At 49.2% G+C, this 24,472-nt stretch carries 24 protein-coding genes; 20 read left to right on the forward strand and 4 right to left on the reverse strand.

Features of this window, described 5'->3' with window-relative positions:
• Position 1: 1 nt before the first annotated feature.
• Positions 2-514 (forward strand): A24 family peptidase, encoded by a 513-nt coding sequence (locus BN3772_RS07475; RefSeq protein WP_042198307.1) that lies wholly within the window; start codon positions 2-4, stop codon positions 512-514.
• Between the two features lie 17 nt (positions 515-531).
• Positions 532-2,223 (forward strand): DUF6382 domain-containing protein, encoded by a 1,692-nt coding sequence (locus BN3772_RS07480; RefSeq protein WP_042198309.1) that lies wholly within the window; start codon positions 532-534, stop codon positions 2,221-2,223.
• 7 nt (positions 2,224-2,230) lie between these two features.
• Here BN3772_RS07480 and BN3772_RS07485 read toward each other — a convergent pair whose 3' ends face one another.
• Entirely contained in the window at positions 2,231-3,136 is a 906-nt protein-coding gene (locus tag BN3772_RS07485; protein WP_042198312.1) for a TIGR01777 family oxidoreductase, read from the reverse strand.
• 28 nt (positions 3,137-3,164) lie between these two features.
• Entirely contained in the window at positions 3,165-3,629 is a 465-nt protein-coding gene (locus tag BN3772_RS07490) for a DUF2621 family protein (protein ID WP_042198454.1), read from the reverse strand.
• Between the two features lie 172 nt (positions 3,630-3,801).
• Between BN3772_RS07490 and BN3772_RS07495 the strand changes: the two genes are divergently transcribed.
• The 14 genes from BN3772_RS07495 (at position 3,802) to BN3772_RS07555 (ending at position 19,530) form a co-directional block, all read left to right on the forward strand.
• Positions 3,802-4,929 (forward strand): deoxyribonuclease IV, encoded by a 1,128-nt coding sequence (locus BN3772_RS07495; protein ID WP_042198314.1) that lies wholly within the window; start codon positions 3,802-3,804, stop codon positions 4,927-4,929.
• Positions 4,930-4,981: 52 nt separating this feature from the next.
• Complete coding sequence (gene purU, locus BN3772_RS07500) at positions 4,982-5,878, forward strand: formyltetrahydrofolate deformylase (RefSeq protein WP_042173604.1); 897 nt, start codon at positions 4,982-4,984, stop codon at positions 5,876-5,878.
• A gap of 114 nt (positions 5,879-5,992) precedes the next feature.
• Positions 5,993-6,796 carry a CpaB family protein gene (locus tag BN3772_RS07505; RefSeq protein ID WP_042198317.1) on the forward strand — a complete coding sequence of 268 codons (804 nt, stop codon included), beginning with the start codon at positions 5,993-5,995 and terminating at the stop codon, positions 6,794-6,796.
• A gap of 24 nt (positions 6,797-6,820) precedes the next feature.
• Positions 6,821-7,885 (forward strand): P-loop NTPase family protein, encoded by a 1,065-nt coding sequence (locus tag BN3772_RS07510; protein ID WP_042198320.1) that lies wholly within the window; start codon positions 6,821-6,823, stop codon positions 7,883-7,885.
• Positions 7,882-9,342: a P-loop NTPase family protein gene (locus BN3772_RS07515; RefSeq protein WP_042198322.1), complete on the forward strand. Its 1,461-nt coding sequence runs from the start codon at positions 7,882-7,884 to the stop codon at positions 9,340-9,342. The genes BN3772_RS07510 and BN3772_RS07515 overlap by 4 nt, the downstream gene beginning before the upstream one ends.
• Before the next feature lie 13 nt (positions 9,343-9,355).
• On the forward strand, positions 9,356-10,405 hold the full coding sequence (locus BN3772_RS07520; protein ID WP_042198325.1) for a hypothetical protein: 1,050 nt from the start codon (positions 9,356-9,358) through the stop codon (positions 10,403-10,405).
• A gap of 11 nt (positions 10,406-10,416) precedes the next feature.
• The gene (locus BN3772_RS07525) at positions 10,417-11,286 is read left to right on the forward strand and encodes a hypothetical protein (RefSeq protein ID WP_042198328.1); all 870 of its coding nucleotides are present in this window, start codon (positions 10,417-10,419) and stop codon (positions 11,284-11,286) included.
• A 97-nt stretch (positions 11,287-11,383) separates the two neighbouring features.
• Positions 11,384-11,593 (forward strand): hypothetical protein, encoded by a 210-nt coding sequence (locus tag BN3772_RS07530; RefSeq protein ID WP_042198331.1) that lies wholly within the window; start codon positions 11,384-11,386, stop codon positions 11,591-11,593.
• Between the two features lie 6 nt (positions 11,594-11,599).
• Positions 11,600-11,743 (forward strand): hypothetical protein, encoded by a 144-nt coding sequence (locus tag BN3772_RS30560; protein WP_157643561.1) that lies wholly within the window; start codon positions 11,600-11,602, stop codon positions 11,741-11,743.
• A 14-nt stretch (positions 11,744-11,757) separates the two neighbouring features.
• On the forward strand, positions 11,758-12,138 hold the full coding sequence (locus tag BN3772_RS07535) for a hypothetical protein (RefSeq protein ID WP_042198334.1): 381 nt from the start codon (positions 11,758-11,760) through the stop codon (positions 12,136-12,138).
• Between the two features lie 20 nt (positions 12,139-12,158).
• The gene (locus BN3772_RS07540) at positions 12,159-12,656 is read left to right on the forward strand and encodes a hypothetical protein (RefSeq protein WP_042198336.1); all 498 of its coding nucleotides are present in this window, start codon (positions 12,159-12,161) and stop codon (positions 12,654-12,656) included.
• A gap of 60 nt (positions 12,657-12,716) precedes the next feature.
• A complete protein-coding gene (locus BN3772_RS07545; RefSeq protein ID WP_042198339.1) occupies positions 12,717-13,334 on the forward strand; it encodes a hypothetical protein in 618 nt (205 codons plus the stop codon).
• On the forward strand, positions 13,327-15,609 hold the full coding sequence (locus BN3772_RS07550) for a hypothetical protein (protein ID WP_042198341.1): 2,283 nt from the start codon (positions 13,327-13,329) through the stop codon (positions 15,607-15,609). Before BN3772_RS07545 ends, BN3772_RS07550 begins: the two co-directional genes overlap by 8 nt.
• 420 nt (positions 15,610-16,029) lie before the next feature.
• The gene (locus BN3772_RS07555; RefSeq protein ID WP_157643562.1) at positions 16,030-19,530 is read left to right on the forward strand and encodes a hypothetical protein; all 3,501 of its coding nucleotides are present in this window, start codon (positions 16,030-16,032) and stop codon (positions 19,528-19,530) included.
• A gap of 48 nt (positions 19,531-19,578) precedes the next feature.
• Here BN3772_RS07555 and BN3772_RS07560 read toward each other — a convergent pair whose 3' ends face one another.
• Complete coding sequence (locus tag BN3772_RS07560) at positions 19,579-20,280, reverse strand: hypothetical protein (protein ID WP_209443627.1); 702 nt, start codon at positions 20,278-20,280, stop codon at positions 19,579-19,581.
• Positions 20,281-20,522: 242 nt separating this feature from the next.
• Here BN3772_RS07560 and tkt point away from each other — a divergent pair, with 242 nt between their 5' ends.
• From tkt to BN3772_RS07575, 4 genes are all read left to right on the forward strand, one after another.
• Positions 20,523-22,571, forward strand: coding sequence for a transketolase (gene tkt, locus BN3772_RS07565; RefSeq protein WP_042198346.1), 2,049 nt, complete (start codon positions 20,523-20,525; stop codon positions 22,569-22,571).
• A 32-nt stretch (positions 22,572-22,603) separates the two neighbouring features.
• Positions 22,604-22,921 carry a pyrimidine/purine nucleoside phosphorylase gene (ppnP, locus tag BN3772_RS07570; protein WP_042198348.1) on the forward strand — a complete coding sequence of 106 codons (318 nt, stop codon included), beginning with the start codon at positions 22,604-22,606 and terminating at the stop codon, positions 22,919-22,921.
• A 194-nt stretch (positions 22,922-23,115) separates the two neighbouring features.
• Entirely contained in the window at positions 23,116-23,277 is a 162-nt protein-coding gene (locus BN3772_RS31020) for a hypothetical protein (protein WP_209443628.1), read from the forward strand.
• Positions 23,267-23,860 carry an alpha/beta fold hydrolase gene (locus BN3772_RS07575; RefSeq protein ID WP_209443629.1) on the forward strand — a complete coding sequence of 198 codons (594 nt, stop codon included), beginning with the start codon at positions 23,267-23,269 and terminating at the stop codon, positions 23,858-23,860. The genes BN3772_RS31020 and BN3772_RS07575 overlap by 11 nt, the downstream gene beginning before the upstream one ends.
• Here BN3772_RS07575 and BN3772_RS07580 read toward each other — a convergent pair.
• Positions 23,853-24,323 (reverse strand): GNAT family N-acetyltransferase, encoded by a 471-nt coding sequence (locus tag BN3772_RS07580; protein ID WP_052380412.1) that lies wholly within the window; start codon positions 24,321-24,323, stop codon positions 23,853-23,855. The genes BN3772_RS07575 and BN3772_RS07580 overlap by 8 nt on opposite strands.
• Positions 24,324-24,472: the final 149 nt, after the last annotated feature.

The raw sequence follows: 24,472 nt of genomic DNA on the forward strand, positions 1-24,472 counted from the left end.
GATGGCAGGATGGGCCTTCTTAGGCTGTCTTAGTATTCTGGCAGCAGCTTTTGTTACGGATCTGCGGTGGATGAGGATACCGAACTGGATTTCTGTGATTGCTCTGGTTACAGGGTTAATGTCAAGAATCATTGCAGACGGGGGCAGCGGTTTGCTGTTTGCACTCACCGGCGCAGCTGCCGGCTTTGCTGCCCTGCTGCTGCTATATGTGACGGGTGCAGTCGGAGCCGGGGATGTGAAGCTTTTTGCAGGGATAGGAGCCTGGACAGGAATCTGGTTTACCCTTGAGGTCATTATGTATTCTGTATTGTTCGGGGCTGTAATCGGCTGGATTATTGTTCTGTTCAGGCGGGAGGCGGCGGGGAGAATCCGCAGCATGCTCAGCAGAACCGCCGGCTTTCTGCTGCTGCAGAAGCCCGGCGTGTTAACAAGCGGCTTACAAAGTCAGGGACTGAGATTTCCGTTCATGCTGGCTGTGCTTCCAGGATTTATATATACCTATTTTTGTTTTTAGACAGGGGGTGAACGCTGTTGTTCGGATTAACCCGGGATTTTATCCAGCAGGACGGCATTTCTATGCAGCTTGGAAGCGCGGAGGGATTATCGGCAGCGGAGCTTAATATGGTGCAGGCGAGAATGCTGATGAATACCGTCATCCCGCATCATCTGCGACTGCTGCTCAAGGAAATTGATCTTAAGATAACGCTGGAGTATGCTGTTTCCCGCCGCAAGATGCTCAGCCACCTGCTAAAGAGTGAAAGGCTGAGCATGGGCGAACTTTTCAGTCTGCTGCTGCAGATTGCCCGCGGAATGGAGGAGGGAAGGCTCTATATGCTAAGGGCAGAGCAGTATGCGCTGCATGAGGATTATATATTTATTGAAGGGCCGCTGGGCAGCGGCAGGGTCTTTCTTACTTACATACCGCTGCAGCCGGCAGAACCGTTGGTCTCTACAGGTGAAGCAGTTAAATCTTTGGTTATGGTGCTCATGGCATCGGTTACCGAGCTGTCCGGGAGCGGGCTGCAGCGACTGCTTCAATATTGCGGAAGTATGGAATTTAGCCCGGCCGGGCTAAAAAGCCTGCTTGCCGAGCTGCTGGCAGACGACGGGCTTGTAGACAGGTTGTCAGCGGGTACAGAAGCTGCTTCATCAAGTATGCCGGCTGGGGCCGGGCATGCAGTTTCTGGAGAATTGCCTGTCCGGCATATACAAGAACGGCAGGCTGGCTTTCCGCAGGCTGTTATGCCGGGAGAGCCTTCTGCTCCTTCTGCGCTCCGGAGACATTCGTTGGCCCGCCCGCAGGAACAGGCAGCTTGCAGCAGTCAGGGCAAAGAACAGGCGTGGGGAGGCCCCTTGCCGAGATTGAGGCTTGCAGATGAATCGGACCTGTCTGAATCTGAAGATATGGATGAGGCCGACAACGTCATTTTGTCCCCATACAGAACTTATGCGGCATTAGGCGCTGCTTTGGCTGATGCGCTGCTATGGAAGTTCCTGTATCTGGACAAGCCGTCAACACTCTGGCTGTCGGTCTGCCTTGCAGCTACCGCTATACTGGCATTCATATGCTGGATGGTTTGGAGCGGGAGGATCATGACGGGAGTTAGACTGGGCGGGGACGTAAGAGGGGAGAGGCTTGAGGGTGAAGCCTTAGAAGCAGAGGAGCGTTCAATAAACCGCAGGCCGAAGGCGTCTGAATGGGATTTTGGCAAAAATCCGGTAATGCCGTTCAGTGCCCAGACACCTCCCGTTGTTGAACAGAAGCTGCCTTTACAAGTAAGACGGGAATCAGGAAGCTTATTGTTTGATAACAAGACCCCCGCAAGGCCCCAGACTGCTCCCGAGCCGGCAACAGCGCTGCTGGAGGTGCGTGAAGGTGAAGCCGCCGGCAGGGGAAAGGTACAGGCTGGGCGGACTGGGCCGTTTCTGGAACGCACGGGTACAGATGAGGATGGAGCAGCGGAGAAGATTGAACTGGACCGGGCCAGCTTCATTATAGGCCGTTCAGCTGATGTAGCCCAATATGTAGAGAAATCGGAGGGGGCCTCAAGGGTTCATGCTGAAATCTCCAGAGGCCCAGCCGGTTATATCATCAAGGATCTGGACTCGCGCAACGGGACGCTGTATCAGGGAGCCCCGATGATTCCTTATAAAGAGTATCCGCTGACCGAGGGCAGTGAATTTACAATCATCAAGGGCAGCTATACATTCCGCTCCGCCTGATGATGACTCATTTCTCTGCCTTCAGCTGCTCCAGTGCGGGCTGGAGCGTCGGATAGTTAAAGGTAAAGCCTTGGTTTACAGCTTTGGAGGGCAGCACCCGCTGGCCCTTCAGCAGAATTTCCGACAGCTCGCCGGCGGCTGCCTTTAATACAAAGGCAGGGACGGGAAACCAGTGCGGCCGGTGGTAGACCTTTCCGATCATCCGGCCGAACTGTCCGTTAGTCACCGGATCGGGGGCGGTAGCATTAACGGGGCCATTTATCTCCGGGTTACGGATGCAGAAATCAATTAGTCGGGCAATATCCTCCAGGTGAATCCAGGAGAGCCACTGCTTCCCGCTGCCGATTCTGCCGCCGAAGCCAAGCACGTAGGGCAGCTTCATTTTGGGAAAGGCTCCGCTCTCGTTGCCGAGGACTACACCGGTACGGAGCTTGACCAGCCGTGTTCCTGTGTAAGCTGCATCAGCTGCAGCTTCCCATGTATGGACTACCTCTGACGGGAAATCCATCACCCGGACAGGAGAGTCTTCATTATAGGTATCTGTGAGTGAAGTGCCGTAAATGGCGACAGCAGAGGCTTGCACAATGACTGGCGGCTTATGCTGCAGAGCTGATACCAGCCTTCCGGCAGCCTCAACCGTTTCAAGCCTGGACTGCATAATAGCGCGCTTACCTTCAGCGCTCCAGCGCTGGCTAAGCGAAGCTCCGGCCAGATTGACCAGCGCATCGGCATTCTCGGCAATTTCCGGATTGGCGGCGAGGCTGTCCCAGGTTGTATAGCTGAGAGCAGGGTGAGAAGTTGCAGCTTTTGGCAGAGTGCGCCCGGCGACAATGAGCTGATGTCCTGCCGCGAGCCACAATGCTGCCAGCTCACGGCCGATAAAGCCGCTGCCGCCGCAGATAATATATTTCATAGAAGGAGCCTCCGTTTCAGGATGCGGTTCACTTAATCAGATGGCGGTAGGGAGAATAGTCGATACCGTTCTTTTCGAGAAAAGAAATAAGAAATTTGTTATCCCGGCGCGGAGTAGCCATGATATAGCCTTTGATGCAGTGCTCACGGGTCACCACCGGAGCTTCGCTCTCTACGGCGATTTTGCCGATCTCGGCAGCGATGGAGTGCTTGGCGATATCGCGGAAGGGTCCGGGAACCGGCTGTACCAGCTGATCCAGAAAAGCCTTCATCTCATCGCTCCACAGCGGCCGGCTGCGTTCTACCCAATAATTCTGCCAGTCGAGCCTGGATCTGCCGTCTGCCTTGGGCAGAACCTTCAGAAATTTACGGAACATAAAATAACCGCCGATGCACATGCAGCCCAGCAGTAAAAAGGTCCAAAACGCGATGGAGTTCATAAACCAGTTGCTTGGTACTGACGATAATAACCTGAAATCTAAAGTAGAAGACATGTATACACCGCCTTTGACAATGAGGATTGTCACAAACTGATTTCACCTCTAGAGTATAGCGTATTTCCAAAGTTTTGCGAAGCGGAAACGGCCGGCTGGAGCTTGCCTAGATTTATTTTCCCGATCACGGTAGAATAAGGGTTAATTCGTGAAGGAAAGAGGGAAAAAAGGCATGCTGAAAATAGGTTCACATGTGTCCTGCGCGGACAAGGGTCTCCTTAGCGCAGCCAATGAAGCAAATGAGTATGGTTCCAGTTCGTTCATGATATATACGGGAGCGCCGCAGAATACGCGCCGCAAGCCGATTGAAGCAATGTATCCGGCTGAAGGCAAGCTGGCAATGAAAACGAACGGCGTTGAAGAGATTGTCGTTCATGCTCCCTATATTATTAACCTGGGTTCCTATAAGGATAATACTTATCAGCTTGCTGTTGATTTCCTGCAGGAGGAGATCCGCCGTACCCATCAGCTGGAGGTCAAGCATATTGTACTTCATCCGGGGGCTTTTACCGACAAGGATGCAGAATATGGTATTCAGCGGATTGCCGATGGCCTGAATGAAGTGCTTGGCGGTACGAACGAGACGGATGTGCATATCGCCCTTGAGACAATGGCCGGCAAAGGAACGGAAATCGGCCGCAGCTTCGAGGAGATTGCCTCCATTATCGATAAAGTCGAACATAACGAGCGTTTGTCCATCTGCCTGGATACCTGTCACATTCATGATGCCGGCTATGATATTGTAGGCGATCTGGATGGGGTGCTCCATCAGTTCGATGAGATTATCGGCCTTAAGCGGCTGGGTGTAATCCACATCAATGACAGCAAAAATCCGCGCGGAGCAGGTAAGGACCGTCATACTCCGATTGGTTCAGGCTGGATTGGCTTCGAGAGTATCAATAAGGTTGTTCACCACGAGGCGCTTGCAGAACTGCCGTTTATTCTGGAGACTCCATGGATCGGGAAGGATGCCAAGAAGCTCCGTCCGATGTATGAGATCGAAATCGCTCTGCTGCGCGGTAATGTGGCAGAACGCTTCGGACCGGAATTCCTGCAGGAGGTAGAGGAGCTGCATTCGTTCTTCGCTAAGCAGGAGATTGATTCGCGCCGCTATGTGCTTGATGTGTGGGAGCTGCTCAAGAACGATGCCAAGGCTAAAAAGGCAGATCCGCGTGAACCGCTGGAACGGCTGTATGACAATGTTCTGGCAGCCGGGCTTTTCCCGCAGCTTAGCGAGGAGGCGCTTAATCAGCGTCTGATTGCTTATCTTGCAGGCAAGCAGGTACTGGTTAACGCTTAGGCTGAACTGAACTATAGATTGCGCTAGCAGATGAGAGGATGGACAGGGGATTATGGAATTGCATGTAAAAAGAGATCATTCTTCAGGCGGACAATATCCGGACCGGGCGCGGATGCTCATATCTTGCCCGGACGGGCCGGGTATTGTAGCGGCTGTCTCGCATTTTTTGTATCAGCATGGAGCTAATATCGTTCAGTCAGACCAGTATACGATGGACCCGGACGGCGGCATGTTCTTCATGAGAGTGGAATTTGATCTGCCTAAGCTGGATGAGCGGCTGGATGAAGTGCGCAATATCTTTGGCGGAGTTGCCGAGCGCTTTAAGATGGACTGGCAGATTTTTAATGTGTCCCATAAGAAGAGACTGGCAATCTTTGTCTCAAAAGAAGACCATTGTCTGGTGGAGCTGCTCTGGCAATGGCAGGCCGGTGATCTGGATGCGGATATTGCCATGGTGGTGAGCAACCATACAGATATGCAGGCTTACGTTGAATCCTTCGGTATTCCGTTCCATCATATCCCGGTTACAGCTGACACCAAGGCTGAGGCTGAGAAACGCCAGCTTGAGGTTATCGGCAGCGATATCGATGTGATTATTCTGGCCCGCTACATGCAGATCATCTCGCCGTCCTTCATCGAGCATTACCGGCACCGGATTATCAATATCCACCATTCCTTCCTTCCTGCTTTCGTCGGGGGGAAGCCTTATGCACAAGCATATCAGCGCGGTGTAAAGATTATCGGCGCAACCGCTCACTATGTAACGGAGGAGCTGGACGGCGGACCGATTATCGAACAGGATGTGCAGCGGGTCAGCCACAGCGATGATGTGAATGAACTGAAGCGGATCGGCCGTACGATCGAGCGGGTCGTGCTGGCACGGGCTGTGAAGTGGCATATTGAAGACCGCATTCTGGTTCATCACAACAAAACTGTAGTGTTTAACTAATCTAATAGTTCTGAAGAGCATTACAGGTAAAAAAGTATTTTACCGGCATTTTGGCGAAGTCTGCCAAAGTGCCTTTTTTTGTTCCTAAAAACGGTTCTAGAGGGAGGTAAGGGCTTGGCTTCACAGCGAGGACAACTGTTAAAACGCAATTATCTGTTTGCCTTTCTGATTCTGTTTACCGGCTTCGGCGGGCTGCTCGGTTACGATCTGTATTTCAAGCCATATGTGCTGTCTCAGACGGTGGTTAAGATTAGAGCCGCTGATGGCGGCTTCATACCCAAAAACTATCAGCTGCAGCAAGGGGATCTCTATCTCGATTCCGTACAGACCAAAGATATCCCTTCAGGTGTCATTACGGAGCTAAGTCAGGTGGAGAACAAAATTACCAATGTGAATCTGATGGACGGAAGCATACTGACTGATTCTCTGGTGGATGTAAGCGATCTGGAGCCTCAGGTGGATGAGGGGATTTTCCCCATTCCCAAAGAAGCGATCTATGCCATCAACGGCTCGCTGCGCAGCAGAGATAAGGTGGATATATACCTGGTAGCGAGCGACAAAGCAAACAACACAGGGAGTAGGAGCACGAGCACGATTACCGGGAACATTAGCACTGGGGGGACTGACGGCAGGAGCAGCTTACAGCAGGCAGGCGGTTTAGGATCTGGAGGCGGGGTGGAGGAAGCCGGACTTACGCCGCCTGTACCCAAGGTCTTCTTAAACGGCGTTACTGTAAATTATGTACGTTCCGAGGATAACAACGATGTGCTTGATTCGGAGAATGGCAATACCAACAACCGCGTAACTTCTACCGGAAAAGTAGCGACACCGGAATTAAAGCTCAAAAAGAGTGAAGGTGAGCTGCTGGGGCAGTATCTGGAGCAGGGCCTGAAGCTGTGGATTGTACGCGTGGAATAAAGGAAACAGAAAGGAGGGCGTTCTATGAAAATCTTCAGTTTAGGTCTAGCGCAGCTGACGATTAATGAGCTGAAGCTGGCCGGTTTTACGGTGATAACGCAAAATGTACTGCCCGAGCCGGCACATGCCGAAGGCCATCTGCTGCTGGTAACGAGTGAACAGGTGCCTGTCTCCGCTCTGAGCGGGCTAAGAAGCAGATTTGTGCAGTCCACCATCCTGTACCTGTATCTGCAAAGGGGAGTCCGCGGCTATCAGGCTGTTCATATGCTGTGCGAAAGTCTGGGAATCATGTTCGTTCCCCCGCGTTCAACAGCTTCGGCCATTATTGAAAAGCTGCGGTACATCATGGAGGAGGAGCATGAGGAACGGAGCAGCCTGGTAGGCTTTTTCGGTTCCGGTCCGGGAATCGGCTGTACAAGTGTAGCCAAGCTGTTTGCCAGACGGATTGCCGCAGCGGGATTCCGCGTGATTCTGCTGGGGCTGGATCTGTATGATCCCGGCTATGACCCTAAGGCAACAATCAGCCTGGACAGGCTGCGGTCGCGGATCACAGGAAAAATGCTGCACGTTGAGGATTTCGAAGGGCTGATTAAGCAGGATGGATATATGTATCTGCCTGGTAACTTTGACTATCTGAGCGTCCATGATTATCAGGAGGAAGAAATATCCTATCTGCTGGCAGAGGCACATTCGCATGCTGATGTGGTTGTGGCTGATTTCGGCTCGATTCCGGAAAGCGCCGCATGGTACACCGGAATGCAGAAATCAGCGCTGCGCATGATGGTTACACATCCCCGGCATGAGTACCGGCTGCAGGCTCTGATGGAGCTTGCCGGGCATATGGATCTGCATCCGCAGGACTTTCAGTGGATTGTGAACCGCAGCAATCTGGAGGAGATGACCTCACCCAAAAGCCTGGCACTGCGCTTCGGCTGTGAAATTCTGCTGGAGCTGCCGTATTATCAGCCGCTGCTTGACACTCTGCCCTTAGGCAAAAAAGAGCTGCAGCAGGTAGACGACAAGGTTCACGCTATGCTGGTATCACTGGGGCTTGCAGCGGAAGCGCGGAGGAAGGGGATCTTTCAATGATTGAATACAATGAAGCCCCGCTACTGGAGACACGCAGTTTTTTTTCTCTGAAACAGAGCGTACTCCGCACCAGTAAGCCGGGAAAGGAAGATTTTTATACTTTTCTGCAAAAGATGAAGCAGGACATGAACGCCGGGCTGGAACGGGAGGACGACAGCTATTTTGAACTGAATGCCAAGGCGCTGACGGGAGATGCGCAGGCGGTGAGCTTTTTTATGAATGAGATTGAAAAGTATCTGCGTAAGACCCCCTTTACCGGCAGGGTGCCTGAGGCTTACCGTACTGCTGCAGAGGCGCTTTTTCATGAATGGAAGGGATTTGGTCCGGCATACCGCTGGTTTACTGACCGGGCTTATAGCGAATCTACCGGGCTGCAGATGATCGGGCGGCAGATCTTTTACAATTACCGCGGCCAATTTGTAGCTTATCCGTATGATATGCCTTCGCTGGACCGGGTGGAGCAGCTCAAACGCTCTCTCCTCAAAAGCGATCCCGACAAAAAGCTCAACAAGGACAATCCCTCAGTCGAATTCAAGATGGATGATCCGCTGTGGCCCGGCCGGTTCATCCGGCTTGCAATCTGGGTGTCACCCAGAGTATGGGACGGTTTTACGACAATCTCCATGCGGCGGCAGGTGGTTGAGTTCCTTGATCTGGAGGATCAGGCGGGCACCGAATGTATCCCTGCAGAAGCCATTGAGCTAATCCGCGCATTGACAGCCACCTTCCGCAACACAATCATCGCCGGTGCTGTCGGTTCAGGCAAAACCACCTTTGCCAACACGATCGTCGGTGAACAATTGCTGGGATCAAGCTCCTGCATGGGCGTGGTGATGATTGAGAAGCATCCGGAGTCAATTTTGCCGTATCAGATCAAAGGACACCGGATTATTCCGATTCAGGCTGCCAACGAGGAGCTGATGGAGGTCGGTGTGGAGTCGCTGCGCCATGATCCGAATATTCTCTATATGACCGAAATGCGGTACAACGAGTGGGAGTTCTATCTGTGGAGCGGCGAGAAGGGCTATGACGGCATTACTGGAACCTTCCATACCGTTGATTCGGAGGATATTCCGTATCAGGGAGCTTTTGCGGTCTCTACCCGGATTGGAGGCAGCCTTAAAGGGCATCTAATCTCGGCACTGAAATCCTGTGAGCTGGTGTTTATTCTCGAGAGTGTTCCGGACGGGAAGAAGCGGCTGGTAAGGATCTCCGAGGTGTTTTATGACGAAGAGCGCAATTCGGTATTTGCCAATGACCTGATGCGCTGGGAGGAGGGACGCTTGGCCTGGAGCTATAATGACAAGCTGACCGGGAAGCTGATGACCAGAATGACTAAAAAGAATGCCGCGGCCACGCGCGCATTCATCCGGGAACTGGGACACCTGGCAGCCATGAAGCCAATGGAGGAGCCATTGAAGGAAAGCCTAAAGTCGAGGATTGTGTTGAACGAATGAGGGGGAGTTAAGTGTGGAGCTTGTCTTTTATATGATCCGTCTGGCCCTTCACTTACTGGTTGTCTTTGGTCTGTGGCTAATGGTTAAGCCGCTGATTGAGCGGCATATGAGGCAGTTCGGGCAAAAGTTTGATCTGCGGATGAACCTCAGGAGAAGTCTTTTACGCAAAAAAGTCAGCAGAGGAGATAAGCGGATCTGGCTGTACCGGCATCTCGATGATCTGCTGTATTTTGCACACCGGAGATATGAGCCTGGAATCAGTGTAATGCGCTTCTTGCTCATGACAGCAGGTTTATTCGCTGCGGTTTTCCTGTCTACCCTGCTTACGCTCAGGGAGCTGCCCGGGCATATGAGCTTTAGTAATCCTTTTCTGGAGGGAGTCAGCTTCGGGGAACGGATGCCGATTCAGGAGGCCTGGCGTCTTCCGCTGTTTGTCTCTGGTCTCGCGGCGAGTATTCCGTATTGGCGGATGAGATACACCTATGCCCAGCGAAAAGTGCGCGGCAGCTATGATCTGCTGGATGTGATCAAAATTTCCTCCAAATTTACACATCTGTCGGTGGACAGTATTTTATCAAAGACGGCGGATTTTTTGACTGAGGATAACGTGCTCAAGACCCCGCTGAGGCTGCTGGGAGCGGCTTTTTCCAACTATAGCAATGAATATGAGCTCAAAGCGGAGGCGATGCGGTTCTCAGGTGCGATCGGCACTACGTTTGCCATAGAATTTGTGTCGGATCTGCTGTATTGCGAGAAGGAGGGGACCCGTTATCTCAAAAGCTCACTTATGATGCTTAACCGCTCAATGGAGCAGCAGCGCGAGACGATTTTAACGGTAAAAGCTGGCAGCAGGGATGCAATCAGCCTGGGATTGTACGGCAATCTGGTTGTGCTGGTGTCCTCTGTAGGAACTTTTATGTATATGCTCAAACCTGACGTTTATTTCAAGCTGCAGTTCCAGACAAAGGTCGGACTTGCCTTTCTGATGGTCATTATTTCCGGACTGTTTGTTTCCTTCATCATCAGTACCATACTTGCCAGACCCAAACTGGATTACCACTGAGGAGAATTGTAATGGAACGATTGTTGCTTTTGGTTGCGGTGTGCGGGGTTGTATATCTGTCATTGCTGGTTTTTGTGAGCAGCAGCACCAGGCAGGAGCGTTATGCATTAAGGCTTGGCATCAAGTGGGCCTCATTTGGGGAAAAGCTCCAGAATGAACGGCTGCAGCAGCTGCTCCAGGCAAGCGGACTTTCGGTATCAGCAGGTAAAATCACCATTTTCCGTTACTCGGCTGCGCTGATTTATCTGGCTGTTCAGGGGATTGGCAGTTATGTGCGGGTAGCACCTTTTTCCGGTATGGACCTGCTGGTTGCCCTGCTTATCCTAATTATCAGCAGCCCGATGCGTTATCTGCCGTTTGGCTGGCTGCTCGCCTGGCTGTATCAGAAAACGCTGATCCAAAAGGACGGCGAGCTGATCTCCTTTATCCGGCTATACGAGAATAACCGGCTGCGTAAGCGCGGGTATGTACAGTTCGGCGCTTTCTGCGCGGGAACGGCCAATCAGTTTCATTATATCCGTCAGGATTTGTATGAGCTGTCCGAGCGGGCGGTGGATGAGGGCACGGAAAAGGCGATCGAGTGGTTTTGCGGCAAATTTCCGGAGAGCCATGCTTTTATTAATGATATCCGGTCGATTCTGCTGGCTACAGAAGGGATGGACGATGATAACGAAGCAGCGAATTATTTGCGGGAGCAGGGTAAGATTATCACCAAAATATCCAGCGATCAGTATTTGAAAAAATGGTCCTTCATCGGCGATGTCTCCACGCTCATTAATGTCATTCCGTCGATTGCTACATTCCTGATGATCGTCTCGCTGGCGATGCAGTACATCATGCTGATTAAAGGGAATTTCAACGGGGTGGGGATGTTCCAGTAATTTTATTAGCTGAGGAAGCTAAGAATTTGCTTATATGAGGTTTTTGATATATTCAAACCTCCATTAAAAATATAAAATGAAAAGGGAGATTTTAACAATGAAGAAAGATGCTATTTCTACCGGGTTGTTTATCGCTATCGGATTCCTGTGTGTGGCTATTGTTATCGCAATTCTGATTCCTGTAGTCCGCGATGTAGTGGGAGCTGCAGATGATAACAGACCAACGATTCCTGGTGTGACAATGAGTCAGCCTCTAGAACCACACCGGGTTGCAACTGCTGACGGAACGACGCTTCCTCTGGTCTGATCCGTTATGAAAAAGGACTCCATTTCAGTCGCCATGTTTTTAGCCATCGGTTTTGTGGTCGCCGGGATTTTTATCGCTGCGGCTACGAATATAATCGGCGGCAGCCAGGATGACGTTATCCAGCACACCAAGCAAGTTGAGCAGTACTAGAAGGAGGGATCCGGGTGAAGGAAACCGTCCTGCGGGCATTGTTCATGTGGCTGGTTTTATTTATTCTGCTTCAGCCTATTTTTACTTATATTGATTATCTTCTGGATTTGCAGGTCAAAGCCAACACCTCGTATATTACACAAAAAGCTGCTACAGAAGGTCTGGTCACCAGCTCCATGAAAAGAGAGGTCATAGCCAACCTTAAGGCTGTTGGATTTCCTGAGGCTTCCATTGATATTTCAAGCAATACAGAGACTGTACAGGAGCGTAAGCAGCGGATCGATGTGTACATTAGTGCGCCCCGGTTAAACCTGTTCCCTTACGATTTCTCGGGAAAGTCTCAGCCGGCGCGTTACTACGGGCACGGTTCCATAATGAGTGAATATCTAGACTAATTGGGGAATGGTTCTAAGCTATGGACTACGTAATCAAACTGGCCTTTGTCCTGCTGATCTTTGTCTACTCCTGGTTTTTTCAGATTCAAAATCAGGAGTGGGACATTCTGCGCAGCATGCTTAAAGACGCTAATAACAATGCCGTGCATGATGCATCACAGGAGCTGAGCGAGACTGCACGGGCGCAAGGACGTCTAATCATCGATCCTGCTGAAGCATACACCACCTTCCGGGAGTCACTGCAACGCAATCTCGGGCTTGATGCCGGCTTATCGCCCCTGGAAGGAAGCAGGCTGCAAAAACAAGTGAAGATTGTAAAGTTTGACATTGTCGATGATTCAACAGGTGTTACTTTTCCGTTCCTCTATGAAGACAGTACATACGGCATTACCAAATACATACAAGGACCCTCTGTCATCGCCGTCATTGAAACACAGCATCCCGTCCTAATCTCCCGTTCAAAAGTCCAAGAGGCCATCGTTGTTCCGGCAGTACAGGAGTATAGGATGGGTGATTAGGCGGAGGCTTCATTAGTTCAGTTCAGGAGTAATTCTAAAACAATTAAAGGGGATATGATTATGAAGAAGTCGATTATTAAAGTAACAACAGCAGTATTTCTGTTGAGCCAATTGCTCTCAATGGGTGGGGGATTTCAGGATAGTGAGGTTTCTGCAGCTGCGCCAGCTCCCACTACCACCAAGCCCGCAGCCGCCGTTATGACGGATAATTTGTTTAAATATGGGCTGAAGAAGGATATCGAGTTGCCGGCTACAGTAACGGCTGATGGCTTCAGCTATACGCTTGAGAAAATTATGATTTATGAAACTAAGTCGGCTACGGCTCAGGCGTTGATTAAACAGTACGGTTTTACGGGGATAGCAAATGATAAATATTTTATTTGGACTAAGTTTACAATATCCAACAATAGTAAATATCTTGTGCAGCTAACATCTAAGGATTTAGCGGAAAAATGGAGATTGTTTTTTGGTAAAGAAGCATCTGTAAAAATGCCCGATAAGCTCTGGGATAAAATGAACAGTCCTTTAGCACTTTGGGGTTGGAAACTTAATCCGGGTCAAAAACTTAGCTCATATCAGGCTTACACTTATAATGGTGATTTTAAATACTTTTATATCTTTCTTGATGTTAAAGGTGCTAAATCTTACCTAGATGTGGTGGAAGAGAAAAATGAGTAACAGGAAAATTAAAGTATTAAGCCGTATTAGTATTCTCTTTCTGTTAATTGACCTCATTAGTCCTATGAGTGTGTTTTCAGCTCTCGTTCCTAATGTCAAAGCAGCGACCGTTGCTATTCCAGTTAGTAAGGGTTTGATAGGTTCAAGCAATTCCGCAAAAGTATATTTTTTAGATTTGCCTAATGGTATTTCAGTAAGTTCTATAAAAACAAACTCGTTCAAGTATTCCGGTAATAATACTGTTATTGATTCTATTTCCTTAGAAAACGGAAAGATTAAACTGAAACTAAAAGGTAATGAGAGCACCGAATCATTCCCGGTAAAAGGAACTGCAGGAAGAATAGATAATCATTTCAAGTCAAATCCAGGAAACTCCATTTGGCTGTATTCAGACGGAAGACGCTGGCAAATAAATGAGTATGACAAAGAAAAAGAAATCAATGTTTATAAAATTAGAAATGCACAAGATGCTAAAACTCCATCAGAGGTTCCTCCTAAAAATACTGTCCTGACAAGATCGGAACCAGTAGAACCAAGTACAGCGAAATGGTATAGGAATGACAGTAAGGGAACTGACATAGTGGATTATAGCAGTATAATACTTTCCAGTATTACTCCTGTTACGGAAGATTTAATGAATGGGGACAAAGGAGAGGCGAAAGTAAACAGCGGAAAATTTCTAGTTACCTATAATATTCCCTCTGCACAAAGACAGCCTGAAGATTTACCAGATTACATGAAGGGGGGCTCGGCTATAGGTTGGCTCTATTACACCTCTTTCCCATACTACTTCACAGGCACAGCCAAAGTTACCTCATATAGCTATGCCGGTACGGTCACATTCGACTATCCCCTTCCAACAGAGCCAACCCTATCTGGAGAAGTCGCACTTCTTGAACCTAACCCTAATCCGGAAAAGTACATAGAAAAGGCTGTGCCGGTAAAGTTATCTTTGAAAGGGTCTCTGGCTGCGTATACCGATACATCGAACATCTTAGAGTGGGTTTTTTATGCCAAAAAAACCGGCAATGATACATCATTAGTCACTAAGAAGGACACAGCGAAGGTTCTTTCCAGCGAGAGGCAGTTTGACTTCGTCATTTCAAAGCAGGAAGCTGCTACGCAGCCTAAGTTTACTCAAAATTACACATTAACCGTAACTGTAAGGTTTGCTAAGCCGATAGTTACAGCCTCTGGAACAATAACATCTTTAAGTGAGAATTTTACTATCAATGCAGGTACGTATAACGGTCCGCCGCCAAGTAGCATCCCTATCCCTACGCCCACACCGGCAGCCGGGAAACCTCCAGTAGCCCGAATATCTATGCCTGACCAAGTGGTCGCAGGGGAAAACTTCATCGTATCCGGAGCCCAGTCTTACGATCCTGATGGTACCATTGTCAAATATTCCTGGCAGCATCCTAATGTTAAGATGGCTCTATACGGAAAGTCCAGTGATACCTCGTATGATCTGGATTTCATTGATACAACACAGACCATCACCCTTACCGTTACAGATAATGACGGCCTTACAGCTACTACCTCCCGGGATATCAAGATTGTGGCACCTGCACCTAAAGCGAAGATTGAATTGCTGGGAGTCTTGAAGCAAAATCGGAAAATAACAATCCGGAATGCAACAAAAAATATATCCGATGATTTTCCGATTATAGAGAGCACCACACGCTTTACTATTACTGCGGTATCGGGGGGCACCCCTGCGGATATCAAATATAGCGGAAGTCTTGTTGGAGTTAAAGAAGTGGATGTGCTTATGAAAACACCGGGCCAGTATAGAGCTGCTCTATATGTTGAAAATACTGCCGGCTACTCAGGAACGACTTCTTTCACGTTCACTGTCGTGCCAGATGATGCACCTGTACCCTATATTTCCATGCCGCTTATAGTCTACCGTGATCCGGACAACGGTAACAAAGCAAGCGTAATGCTGGAGGACTTCACCGTTTCGCCAGACTACGATTACCTGGCAAAACGCGTGTGGGAATATCGCTATGATTCGGATAACAACGGTAATTTTACAGAAGAGAGCTGGGTCCCAATCAGTAACGCTAACCTTGACCGGGTTAATTTTTATCCGGCGAAAGTGGGGAGATATGAAATACGTTTGACTGTTACAGAAGAATTTGGGCAACCGACTATAGATGCTTTTGTGACAGCAGCAGATCGCAAGTCTGCGAATACAGATGCGCAGCCAGTGCTTGAACGAATTGTAACGGTTGATAATCGTCCGCCGACATCGGACTGGTCTTGGTAGAAGGGATAGATTAGGGTGAAGAAACGAGAAAAATCATCTATGTATAGATTATTTGTCAAAATCATCTTATGTGTTGTATTAATTGTAACTATGTTCCCTTGCATGCCAGAGTCTGAGGTAAATGCTGCTGATACATCTATTGTAAACTTTATGGATGTGGAGATTCCGGAGTTTAATGGGACTTATGTTACCCCACGGTTTGTAGAGGGGGGTGCGGATAGCTGGGCACAATGGTCACAATATGTTGAATCTACAATTACCGCCCACCGTAGCAGCTTTAAAATTACAAATATAAAGTTCAACCGGGTGACGAGGGTCCTGAGTTACGACATGTCCGAAATTAATATGTCCATTAATATAGACCGTGTAAAAAGAGATCCAGACTCTTCCTGGGGATTTAATAATATTTACGGATATTCAATGATGATAGTGGATCAGTGGGTTATCGGAGATTTTCAAGGTCTGAATGCAAACCTGGAAGAAAATTTTGCTGCTCCTTACTATTACGCATATGGGGCATCGAATTCAATACCTACACCGGGGCCATTCTTTGATGCTCATCTTATATATCCCAATAATTACTACAATGAAGCTATAACGCCGCATGTATATTCTGAGCTGACGATACCGGCTGCCTACTATGTTAATGACTATTCCGTGCGAGACTGGCTTAATACGCGTCTATTAATGAGTGATCCCAAAGTAATTCGTACAAATTTTAAATTTCAAGACGTTCTGTATAACGGACCCAGCAACTATTATCCGCTGATAGATAAAGTTGAAGCAAAGCTTGAAGTGAACTCTCCACCTACGCTTAATCTGACCACTCAAAACGGAGCTACGCTCTTTAATGTAGAGGGTCAAAATATTCTGAATGTGACCGGATATGCACAAGATCCGGACAATGAGGAACTGGATGTCATAGTAGAGGTTCCGAATATGTATTACCGCAGGATAAAAATCTATAACTCCTATACAGCGCAGCAGTTTACTGTCCCTATTGATGCTATTAATGATTCCATACCACCTGGCAGCTATACAGGTACAGTGACCGTAGTGGATAGGCGTAACTATAAAGCAAGCGGCCAGTTCACTTTTAACGTTAAAAACAAGCTGCAGAATAAGAACTACTATTTAATTAATTCACCTGTAGAAATCAGTCCATCTTATATAGACTATGAAGCCGATCCGCAAATAGCTACCCGATTCAGGTATGAGCATAACCCGAACTATTTCGATAATCCTACATCAATGCTGGTTGACTCGGGAATATGGCGGACATCGGTGTATACCTCGTTTGCTCATTCGGGCTGGTACAATGCTATCGTGCAGGTCAGGGACAATCCCTCGGGTGATCATTTCGATGAATTCCGCAAGTGGAGCAGGGACAACGAGTCTTCTCTTATATTTCTAGTACATAGGAAACCTACGGCTATGTTTTCGGCTAAGCTGATTGGAAACAATATACAGATTACTGACAGTTCGTATGATGTTGATCATACAAGCGCAGCCGATAAAGGATTGTCTGATCGCCAATGGCAATGGCGAAAATCAGGGGATGAAGCATGGAATGAGGGGCAGCTGAGTACTCGGCCTACAGGTGATGCCTATGAATTACGGCTGCGGGTCAGGGATGTAGACGGGCCGAAAGGTTACGGCGTCTGGTCCGACTGGACCTCCCAAGTACTGGGTACCGGTGCTAATCTACCGCCGGTAGCGAACTTTATTATTGATCCGGTTAATGTAAGTTACCGTAAAAGTACGGCTATAACCGATAAATCGTATGATCCGGACAATGATGATCTGGATACCTATGAATGGGTCATTCGCAAAAATGGCAGCCAAGTGTATTATCACTACGGAGCTCTTACTATTCCACCAAGCTTAACAAGCTACGGAGTGGGGAGTTATCAGGTTATCCTGCGGGTGCGTGACAACAGGGGGGCGTGGTCCGGTTATTACTCGCAATGGGCCTCGGTCATTAATAATAAACCGGTTGCTCAATTTAACATGCCTGCTCAAGTATACCGTGATGATATTGTGACTATGGAAAATACAACTCCCGACCCTGATGCAGACGGTGATGTACTGGCTTACACCTGGTACGGCCGCAAGGGAAACAGCAGCTATAGCTATAGCGGCAGTACACGGAACCAGAATGTAGTCATCCGGAATTTGATCAGCGGGCTTGGAATAACAGATAAGGCTGCAATATCAAGAGACTGGGAGATGAGACTTAATGTATCGGACGGCAGTCAGGAGGCCTATGCCACACGGCTGTTTGAAATTTTGAATCATGTCCCCACAGCGGATGTATCCGGGCCTATTGAAGCTACACAGTACACCTCAAGGAACTACAGTTCCGGAGCAGCCGATCTTGATAGCTCCGATGTAAGCAGCCTGCAATATTACTGGAGGGTTATCGACAGCGCGGGGCAGGCCAGTATCCTCCGCAACCATAAATCGATAGATGTGACGTTCTACCACACCGGAACCTACACCATTGAACATTGGGTAATTGATCAGATTGGTGCGAAATCCAATGTGGCTAATCTCAAAGTATATGTTACAGAAAATCTGAAGCCATCAATGTCTCTGACATCTCCTCTGGGTACTGTGAACAGTCCAACTATAATCGATGCCGGTATTGCGGGTGATCCTTCCATTAAATGGACTTATACCGACCCGGAGAATGATCCGCAGGAGAAATACACGCTTGAGTTCTTCACCAAGGAGAGCATACTGGCCAAGACGGTAGAAGGAACGGATAGCAGTGGCACTGTGCGGCAATATCAGCTGACTAACGGGACCTTTGAAAGATTTAAGCTGTTTACTGTATTAGGCCGGGCCTATTCCATGAATTCCTGGTCTGATGTCTCGAATGAACGGGCCTTTATCATCGACAACCCTCCGCAGCCAGGGTTTACACTCATGACAGATACCGGCCGCAACGCCGCCGTAGTACCGATATATCGGACGGATGAGCTGACTATCCAAGGTACAGCGTCAGACCCGGATATCCCGAGCGGTGACAGCATCAGCTACAGCTATTACCTTAAGCCATCCGGCGGAACAGAAGGGCTGGCCGGCTCGCAGAGCACCTTCACCAAGCAGTTCAATACTAACGGCATCTTTATTCTGCGGCAGGTTGTAACGGATTCGCTGGGGCTCTCGCGCGAACTGGCGCAGACGATTACAGTAGCCAACCGTATTCCGGCAGCCAGCATAACGTATCCCGCCAGCAGCAGCCAGACCGTTCCGACAGTAAGCAATACGCTGACGCCTGTAATAAAATGGGGTTATCAGGATGAGGACGGCGACGAACAGCAGCGCTATAAAGTTAGGGTCATTAATCTGACTACCGGTGCTGTCGCAGCACAGTCAGGGGAACAGGCCTCATCCGTACAAGAGTGGCAGGTTCCTGCCGCAGTGTTGACTGAGAATCAGAAGTACGCTGTTGAGGTTGAAGTCTATGACGGATTTAGCTGGAGCGGAGTGTCTCCGCGCAAATATTTTATGGTTAACCTGCTGACTGTTCAGGGCGGGGTGCGCCATACGGCGGACTGGAATACTAACCGTCAGACCTATAATATGAAAAAAAGCGGAACAGCAGAGAGTCCGCGGGGCTATAGTGTGTTTTGGGCCGGAGAGAGCTTTGTGCTTCGTGCAGATACAACGGGGATGCCTGATTCAGTGGAGGTTTCGATGACGGGAGGGTATCATATATTGCTTACTCCCTCTGACAGCAGCAGAACGGTATGGAACGGAGAGCTGTATGATTCCTCATTTGAAAGGCTGCCGGACGGTCCTGTGACTTTTACCTTTACTGCAAAAAATATGTTCAGCAGTAAAATGGACACCGTTACGGTGACCATCCAGGGGGATTGGCAGGATTATTTTCAGAGTCACCGGATTAAATAAAGGCTCCAAACGGGTACAAGCTATAATCTATGGGCGGAGGGCTGATCGCTAGACGATTCCCTCGGCCCTTTCTTCTGCCAGCAGCAGTCTGCGTGCACTTAAAGAGGCGGCAGCAGCCGGAATCTTGGGTGAGCTTATGTAGGTATTGCCATGTGTGAGATGCATATAGTAGGCCAGCTTGCCGCTGTATACTTTATCGGCACAGAGCGATTCTGCGAAATCTTCCGGTGTAACGAAGCAGGAAGGCTTGGCAACCGGCCGGCATGCAGCCTCTTCGCAGACGGAAGCGACAAAGTGGGAGCAGAAGTAAGCGTCTTCCCGGTCAAACCTGACATTCAGCAGTACACCGATCAGGCCCAGCAGATGATATTTGTAGCGTCTCTGATTTTCCATCATGCCCTGGACATGCTTGTACATCGTTTCGTATTCCCCGTCACTGACATTCATTTCATAGATGGCGCAATCAGCCATGCTGTAAAAAGGATGCTCAAAGTTTTCGCGGATCAGTCCCGCAACGAACGGGTTGTGCACTTTTTTCCGCCCAAAGCTGTACACCTCCTGCAGTCCGCTGTCAAAGGCAATGGAAGCATGATTCAGCTCTGCCTTGGTGAACCATTTAATCAAGCCGCTAAAAGCAGTCCCGGTTCCGGTCAATACAATATAGATATTTTTGCGTGCGTCCATGCTCAGGATTCCTTTCTGCTGGAAAATATGGATAATCCGGTAAAATTCCTCGTTAGGTAACTTCATCTTACTGCATAATCCAGCTGCGGGAAACAAACTTTAGTCTTAACCTGAAACTGGACTAAAGGCTAAGTACCTGGTCTTTGGACCAGTATACCGCGCGGGGGCCTGATGTATAAAGCTGATTTTGTCTGGTGAAAAATAAGCTGTTCAAACCGTGCGTGTACAAAAACAATTGATAATGCTTCCACATTAGTGATACAATAATAGTCAAAATGACATTCTTGATTTAGAGGAGGATTATTTTAATGACTGAGCAGGCAAAAGAGCAAGCGATCCATAAAGAAGAAAATTCGACGGTGGACAACCTGGCGATTACTACAATCCGTACACTGGCTATTGACGCTATTGAAAAAGCCAATTCCGGCCACCCGGGTATGCCGATGGGTTCCGCACCGATGGGTTACCAACTGTTCGCCAAAACAATGAATCATAATCCGGATCACCCGACCTGGGTTAACCGTGACCGCTTTGTATTATCTGCCGGACACGGCTCCATGCTGCTGTACAGCCTGCTGCACCTGAGCGGTTACGACCTGCCGATGGAAGAATTGAAGCAGTTCCGCCAATGGGGCAGTCTGACTCCAGGCCATCCTGAGGTCGGCCATACTGCCGGTGTTGATGCTACCACTGGTCCGCTTGGACAAGGTATCGGTATGGCTGTAGGGATGGCTATGGCTGAAGCTCAGCTGGGTGCTACTTATAATAAAGATAACCATAACGTAATTGACCACTATACGTATGCAATCTGCGGCGACGGTGACCTGATGGAAGGGATCTCTTCCGAGTCTGCCTCCCTGGCCGGACATCTTAAGCTGGGTAAGCTGATTGTAATGTACGATTCCAATGATATCTCGCTCGACGGCAAGCTGAATCTGGCATTCTCCGAGAATGTCGCACAGCGTTTTGAAGCTTACGGCTGGCAGGTTCTGCGTGTTGAGGACGGTAATGATCTTCCGGCACTGGAACAGGCAATTGCAGATGCACAAGCTGATACAAGCAAGCCGACCCTGATCGAAGTTAAGACTGTTATCGGCTACGGCAGCCCGAACAAACAGGGTAAAGGCGGACACGGCGGTACTCACGGCTCTCCGCTGGGTGCTGAAGAAGCGAAGCTGACTAAAGACTTCTACAAATGGGTATATGAAGAAGACTTCTATGTTCCGGATGAAGTTCGTGCCCGTTTTGCTGAAGTGAAGGAAAACGGTATTGCCGCGAACAAAGCATGGGACGAGAAATTCGCAGCCTACAAAGAAGCTTATCCGGAGCTGGCAGCACAGCTTGAAACTGCTATCAGCGGCGCGCTTCCAGAAGGCTGGGATGCAGAGCTTCCATTCTTCACAGCTGAAGACAAAGCCGTATCAACCCGCGTAGCTTCCGGTAATGCGCTGAATGCACTGGCAGCAGGGGTTCCGCAGCTGGTAGGCGGATCTGCTGACCTTGAAAGCTCCACAATGACCCACCTGAAAGGCTTGACCCAGTTCACTTCCGAAGCCTATGACGGCCGTAACATCTACTTCGGCGTCCGTGAATTCGGTATGGCTGCAGCAATGAACGGGATTGCCCTGCACAGCGGCCTCAAAGTATTTGGCGGAACGTTCTTCGTATTCACTGACTACCTGCGTCCGGCTGTCCGCCTGGCTTCGATTATGAAGCTGCCGGTAACGTATGTTCTGACTCATGACAGTATCGCTGTCGGTGAAGACGGCCCTACTCATGAACCAATCGAGCAATTGGCTTCCCTGCGTATTATCCCGGGTCTGACTGTTATTCGTCCGGCTGATGCCAACGAAACCTCCGCAGCTTGGGCTTATGCACTTGAAAATACGGCTAACCCAGTGGCACTGGTGCTTACCCGCCAGAACCTGCCGATCCTTGCAGGAACAGTAGATGGCGTACGCGAGAACATCAAACGCGGCGGATACGTTGTTTCCGACGCCAAGAACGGTACTCCGCAGGCACAGATTATTGCTACCGGCTCTGAAGTGCAGCTGGCTGTAAAAGCACAGGCAGTACTGGCTGAAGAAGGTATTGACGTACGCGTTATCAGCTTGCCGAGCTGGGATCTGTTCGAGAAGCAGGATAAGGCTTACCGTGATTCCGTTATCCTGCCTGAGGTTAAAGCCCGTCTTGCAGTCGAAATGGCACAGACCTTTGGCTGGGAGCGTTACACAGGCGATCAGGGCGACATTCTCGGTATCACTACCTTCGGTGCTTCCGCACCTGGCGATATCGTGATGAAAGAATACGGCTTTACAGTAGAAAATGTAGTCAGCCGCGTTAAAGCCCTGCTATAATAGACGGAATAAATATAAAGGGGAGAATAAGCATGAGCCAGTTTACCAACGCAACAGTTCAAAAAGCAGCCAATATTTATTACGATGGAAAAGTTACCAGCCGTACCGTGATTTTGGAGAACGGCACGAAGGTAACGCTTGGCATCATGCTGCCGGGTGTGTATGAGTTCGGCACAGAAGGCCCGGAGACTATGGAGATTCTATCCGGCGATCTGAAGGTACTGCTTCCAGGTACTGACGTCTGGAAAGAAATTAAGGGAACCGAAACGTTCCACGTTCCCGGCAACTCCAAGTTTGCGCTGGAAGTATTCGCATTAACTGATTATTGCTGTTCTTACCCGAATCTTTAAATTCATCTGGTCTATGGAGAGAAGCTCTGCTTAATTGCAGGGCTTCTTCTTTATATCCGGGCAAGGGAAGTGTTAAATTAAAGCTTGTCCAAAATAATGGAATTTGGTATGCTTAATAAGAACTTATGTTCTTGTTTGTGGGAGGGTAACTTTTTTATTCTCCAGGACGCTATTAAGTAAAGGGGGCTGATGCTTTGCTGTATTCAAATGATTACATAACGTTTAACTATGAGGAAGCAGGAGAGGGGCAGCCTATTCTAATCCTGCATGGAAACGGGCCGGACCACCGGATGATGATGGGCTGCCTGGATACAATCTTCAGACGATATGCTGCGGGCGGTGGAGATGATGATTGAGGCGCTGATTCCCGGTGAACGTTTTCTGCTGGTCGGCCAGTCGTACGGAGGGTATCTTGCAAGAGGCCTGCTCAGAAATTACGCCGGCTCAATTGAGGGGCTTTTTCTTTTATGTCCTTGTGTTATTGCAGAGATGCGCGACAGAGAGCTGCCGCAGCATCAGGCTGCAATCTGTGACAAGGAGCTGCTTGAGGAATTGAGTCAAGCAGAACGGGATGAATTCACATCTATTGCTGTAGTGCAGACCAGGACAGCCTGGGAGCGTTATAACCGTGAGATTGTAAGTGCTTTGCAGCTGGCAGATGACGGCTTTATGGAGCGGATCAAGACAGCAGGCAAGTATCCCTTCAGCTTTGATACTGACCGGATAGCCCCCTTTCTCAAACCGAGTCTAATCCTGACGGGAAGGCAGGACTCCATGACCGGATACAGGGATCCATGGAAGCTGCTGGAGGTTTATCCGCATGCCACTTTTGCTGTACTGGATCATGCAGGACATAATCTGCATATGGAGCAGGAGGAGCTTTTAGGAGCTATGGTGAAGGAGTGGCTGAGCAGGGCCGGCAACAGTAAGCTTACTTGACCCGCTCATACCCGATAATAGCTTCGCAGTTTCCCAAGGCGGTAACGGCTCCTGTACGTACGAAGCCGAGCTTTTCATAGAAGTAGTGGTTTCGGATTGCCCAGGACGGCGTGTCGAGTGTCCATTTCCGGGCGGCGGGATAAGTCTCGAACAGAAAACGGAAGGATTCTTGTCCATAACCGTGATTCTGATACAGCGGATCAATAAAAATGCGGGCCAGGTGACATTCCCCGGCTTCCGGAAACGGGAAAACGATCATGCCTCCGATTATGCTGTTCCCGGCTATCAGCTTATAATAATGGGCTTTGCCCATCTGCTCGGCCTGCCAGTCCGTAGAGCCGTAACCGGGAGGGCCGTCTTCCTCTTTATTCTGGTAGAGCCTGGCATCGGCATCAAAAGTCCGTTTTTGGACATCGGCCAGCCTGGCAGCATCTTGCGGATCAGCGAAAGATATAGTAAACATTTATATTGCCTGCCCCCTTGGCATATTATGGTTTTTATTTAATTCATTCTTGCATACTGTGCCGGATACCTGCTCCCAACAACTATATTATGAGCCCGATACAGAATTCCTTCTGGTTATTGACGGGTTAGCAACATTCTCATATACTT

The organism is Paenibacillus camerounensis (assembly GCF_000723885.1).
GTDB lineage: Bacteria > Bacillota > Bacilli > Paenibacillales > Paenibacillaceae > Paenibacillus_AQ > Paenibacillus_AQ camerounensis.

Bases quoted from the DNA above. Each gene is read 5' to 3' on its own strand.
- BN3772_RS07545 (WP_042198339.1), top strand. From the start codon at position 12,717: ATGAAGAAGTCGATTATTAAAGTAACAACAGCAGTATTTCTGTTGAGC.
- BN3772_RS07495 (WP_042198314.1), top strand. From the start codon at position 3,802: ATGCTGAAAATAGGTTCACATGTGTCCTGCGCGGACAAGGGTCTCCTT.
- BN3772_RS07510 (WP_042198320.1), top strand. From the start codon at position 6,821: ATGAAAATCTTCAGTTTAGGTCTAGCGCAGCTGACGATTAATGAGCTG.
- BN3772_RS07490 (WP_042198454.1), bottom strand. From the start codon at position 3,629: ATGTCTTCTACTTTAGATTTCAGGTTATTATCGTCAGTACCAAGCAAC.
- BN3772_RS07475 (WP_042198307.1), top strand. From the start codon at position 2: ATGGCAGGATGGGCCTTCTTAGGCTGTCTTAGTATTCTGGCAGCAGCT.
- BN3772_RS07550 (WP_042198341.1), top strand. From the start codon at position 13,327: ATGAGTAACAGGAAAATTAAAGTATTAAGCCGTATTAGTATTCTCTTT.
- BN3772_RS07560 (WP_209443627.1), bottom strand. From the start codon at position 20,280: ATGAAGTTACCTAACGAGGAATTTTACCGGATTATCCATATTTTCCAG.
- BN3772_RS07580 (WP_052380412.1), bottom strand. From the start codon at position 24,323: ATGTTTACTATATCTTTCGCTGATCCGCAAGATGCTGCCAGGCTGGCC.
- purU (WP_042173604.1), top strand. From the start codon at position 4,982: ATGGAATTGCATGTAAAAAGAGATCATTCTTCAGGCGGACAATATCCG.
- BN3772_RS07485 (WP_042198312.1), bottom strand. From the start codon at position 3,136: ATGAAATATATTATCTGCGGCGGCAGCGGCTTTATCGGCCGTGAGCTG.
- BN3772_RS07555 (WP_157643562.1), top strand. From the start codon at position 16,030: ATGATGATAGTGGATCAGTGGGTTATCGGAGATTTTCAAGGTCTGAAT.
- BN3772_RS07575 (WP_209443629.1), top strand. From the start codon at position 23,267: ATGATGATTGAGGCGCTGATTCCCGGTGAACGTTTTCTGCTGGTCGGC.
- BN3772_RS07530 (WP_042198331.1), top strand. From the start codon at position 11,384: ATGAAGAAAGATGCTATTTCTACCGGGTTGTTTATCGCTATCGGATTC.
- BN3772_RS07515 (WP_042198322.1), top strand. From the start codon at position 7,882: ATGATTGAATACAATGAAGCCCCGCTACTGGAGACACGCAGTTTTTTT.
- tkt (WP_042198346.1), top strand. From the start codon at position 20,523: ATGACTGAGCAGGCAAAAGAGCAAGCGATCCATAAAGAAGAAAATTCG.
- ppnP (WP_042198348.1), top strand. From the start codon at position 22,604: ATGAGCCAGTTTACCAACGCAACAGTTCAAAAAGCAGCCAATATTTAT.
- BN3772_RS07540 (WP_042198336.1), top strand. From the start codon at position 12,159: ATGGACTACGTAATCAAACTGGCCTTTGTCCTGCTGATCTTTGTCTAC.
- BN3772_RS07525 (WP_042198328.1), top strand. From the start codon at position 10,417: ATGGAACGATTGTTGCTTTTGGTTGCGGTGTGCGGGGTTGTATATCTG.
- BN3772_RS30560 (WP_157643561.1), top strand. From the start codon at position 11,600: ATGAAAAAGGACTCCATTTCAGTCGCCATGTTTTTAGCCATCGGTTTT.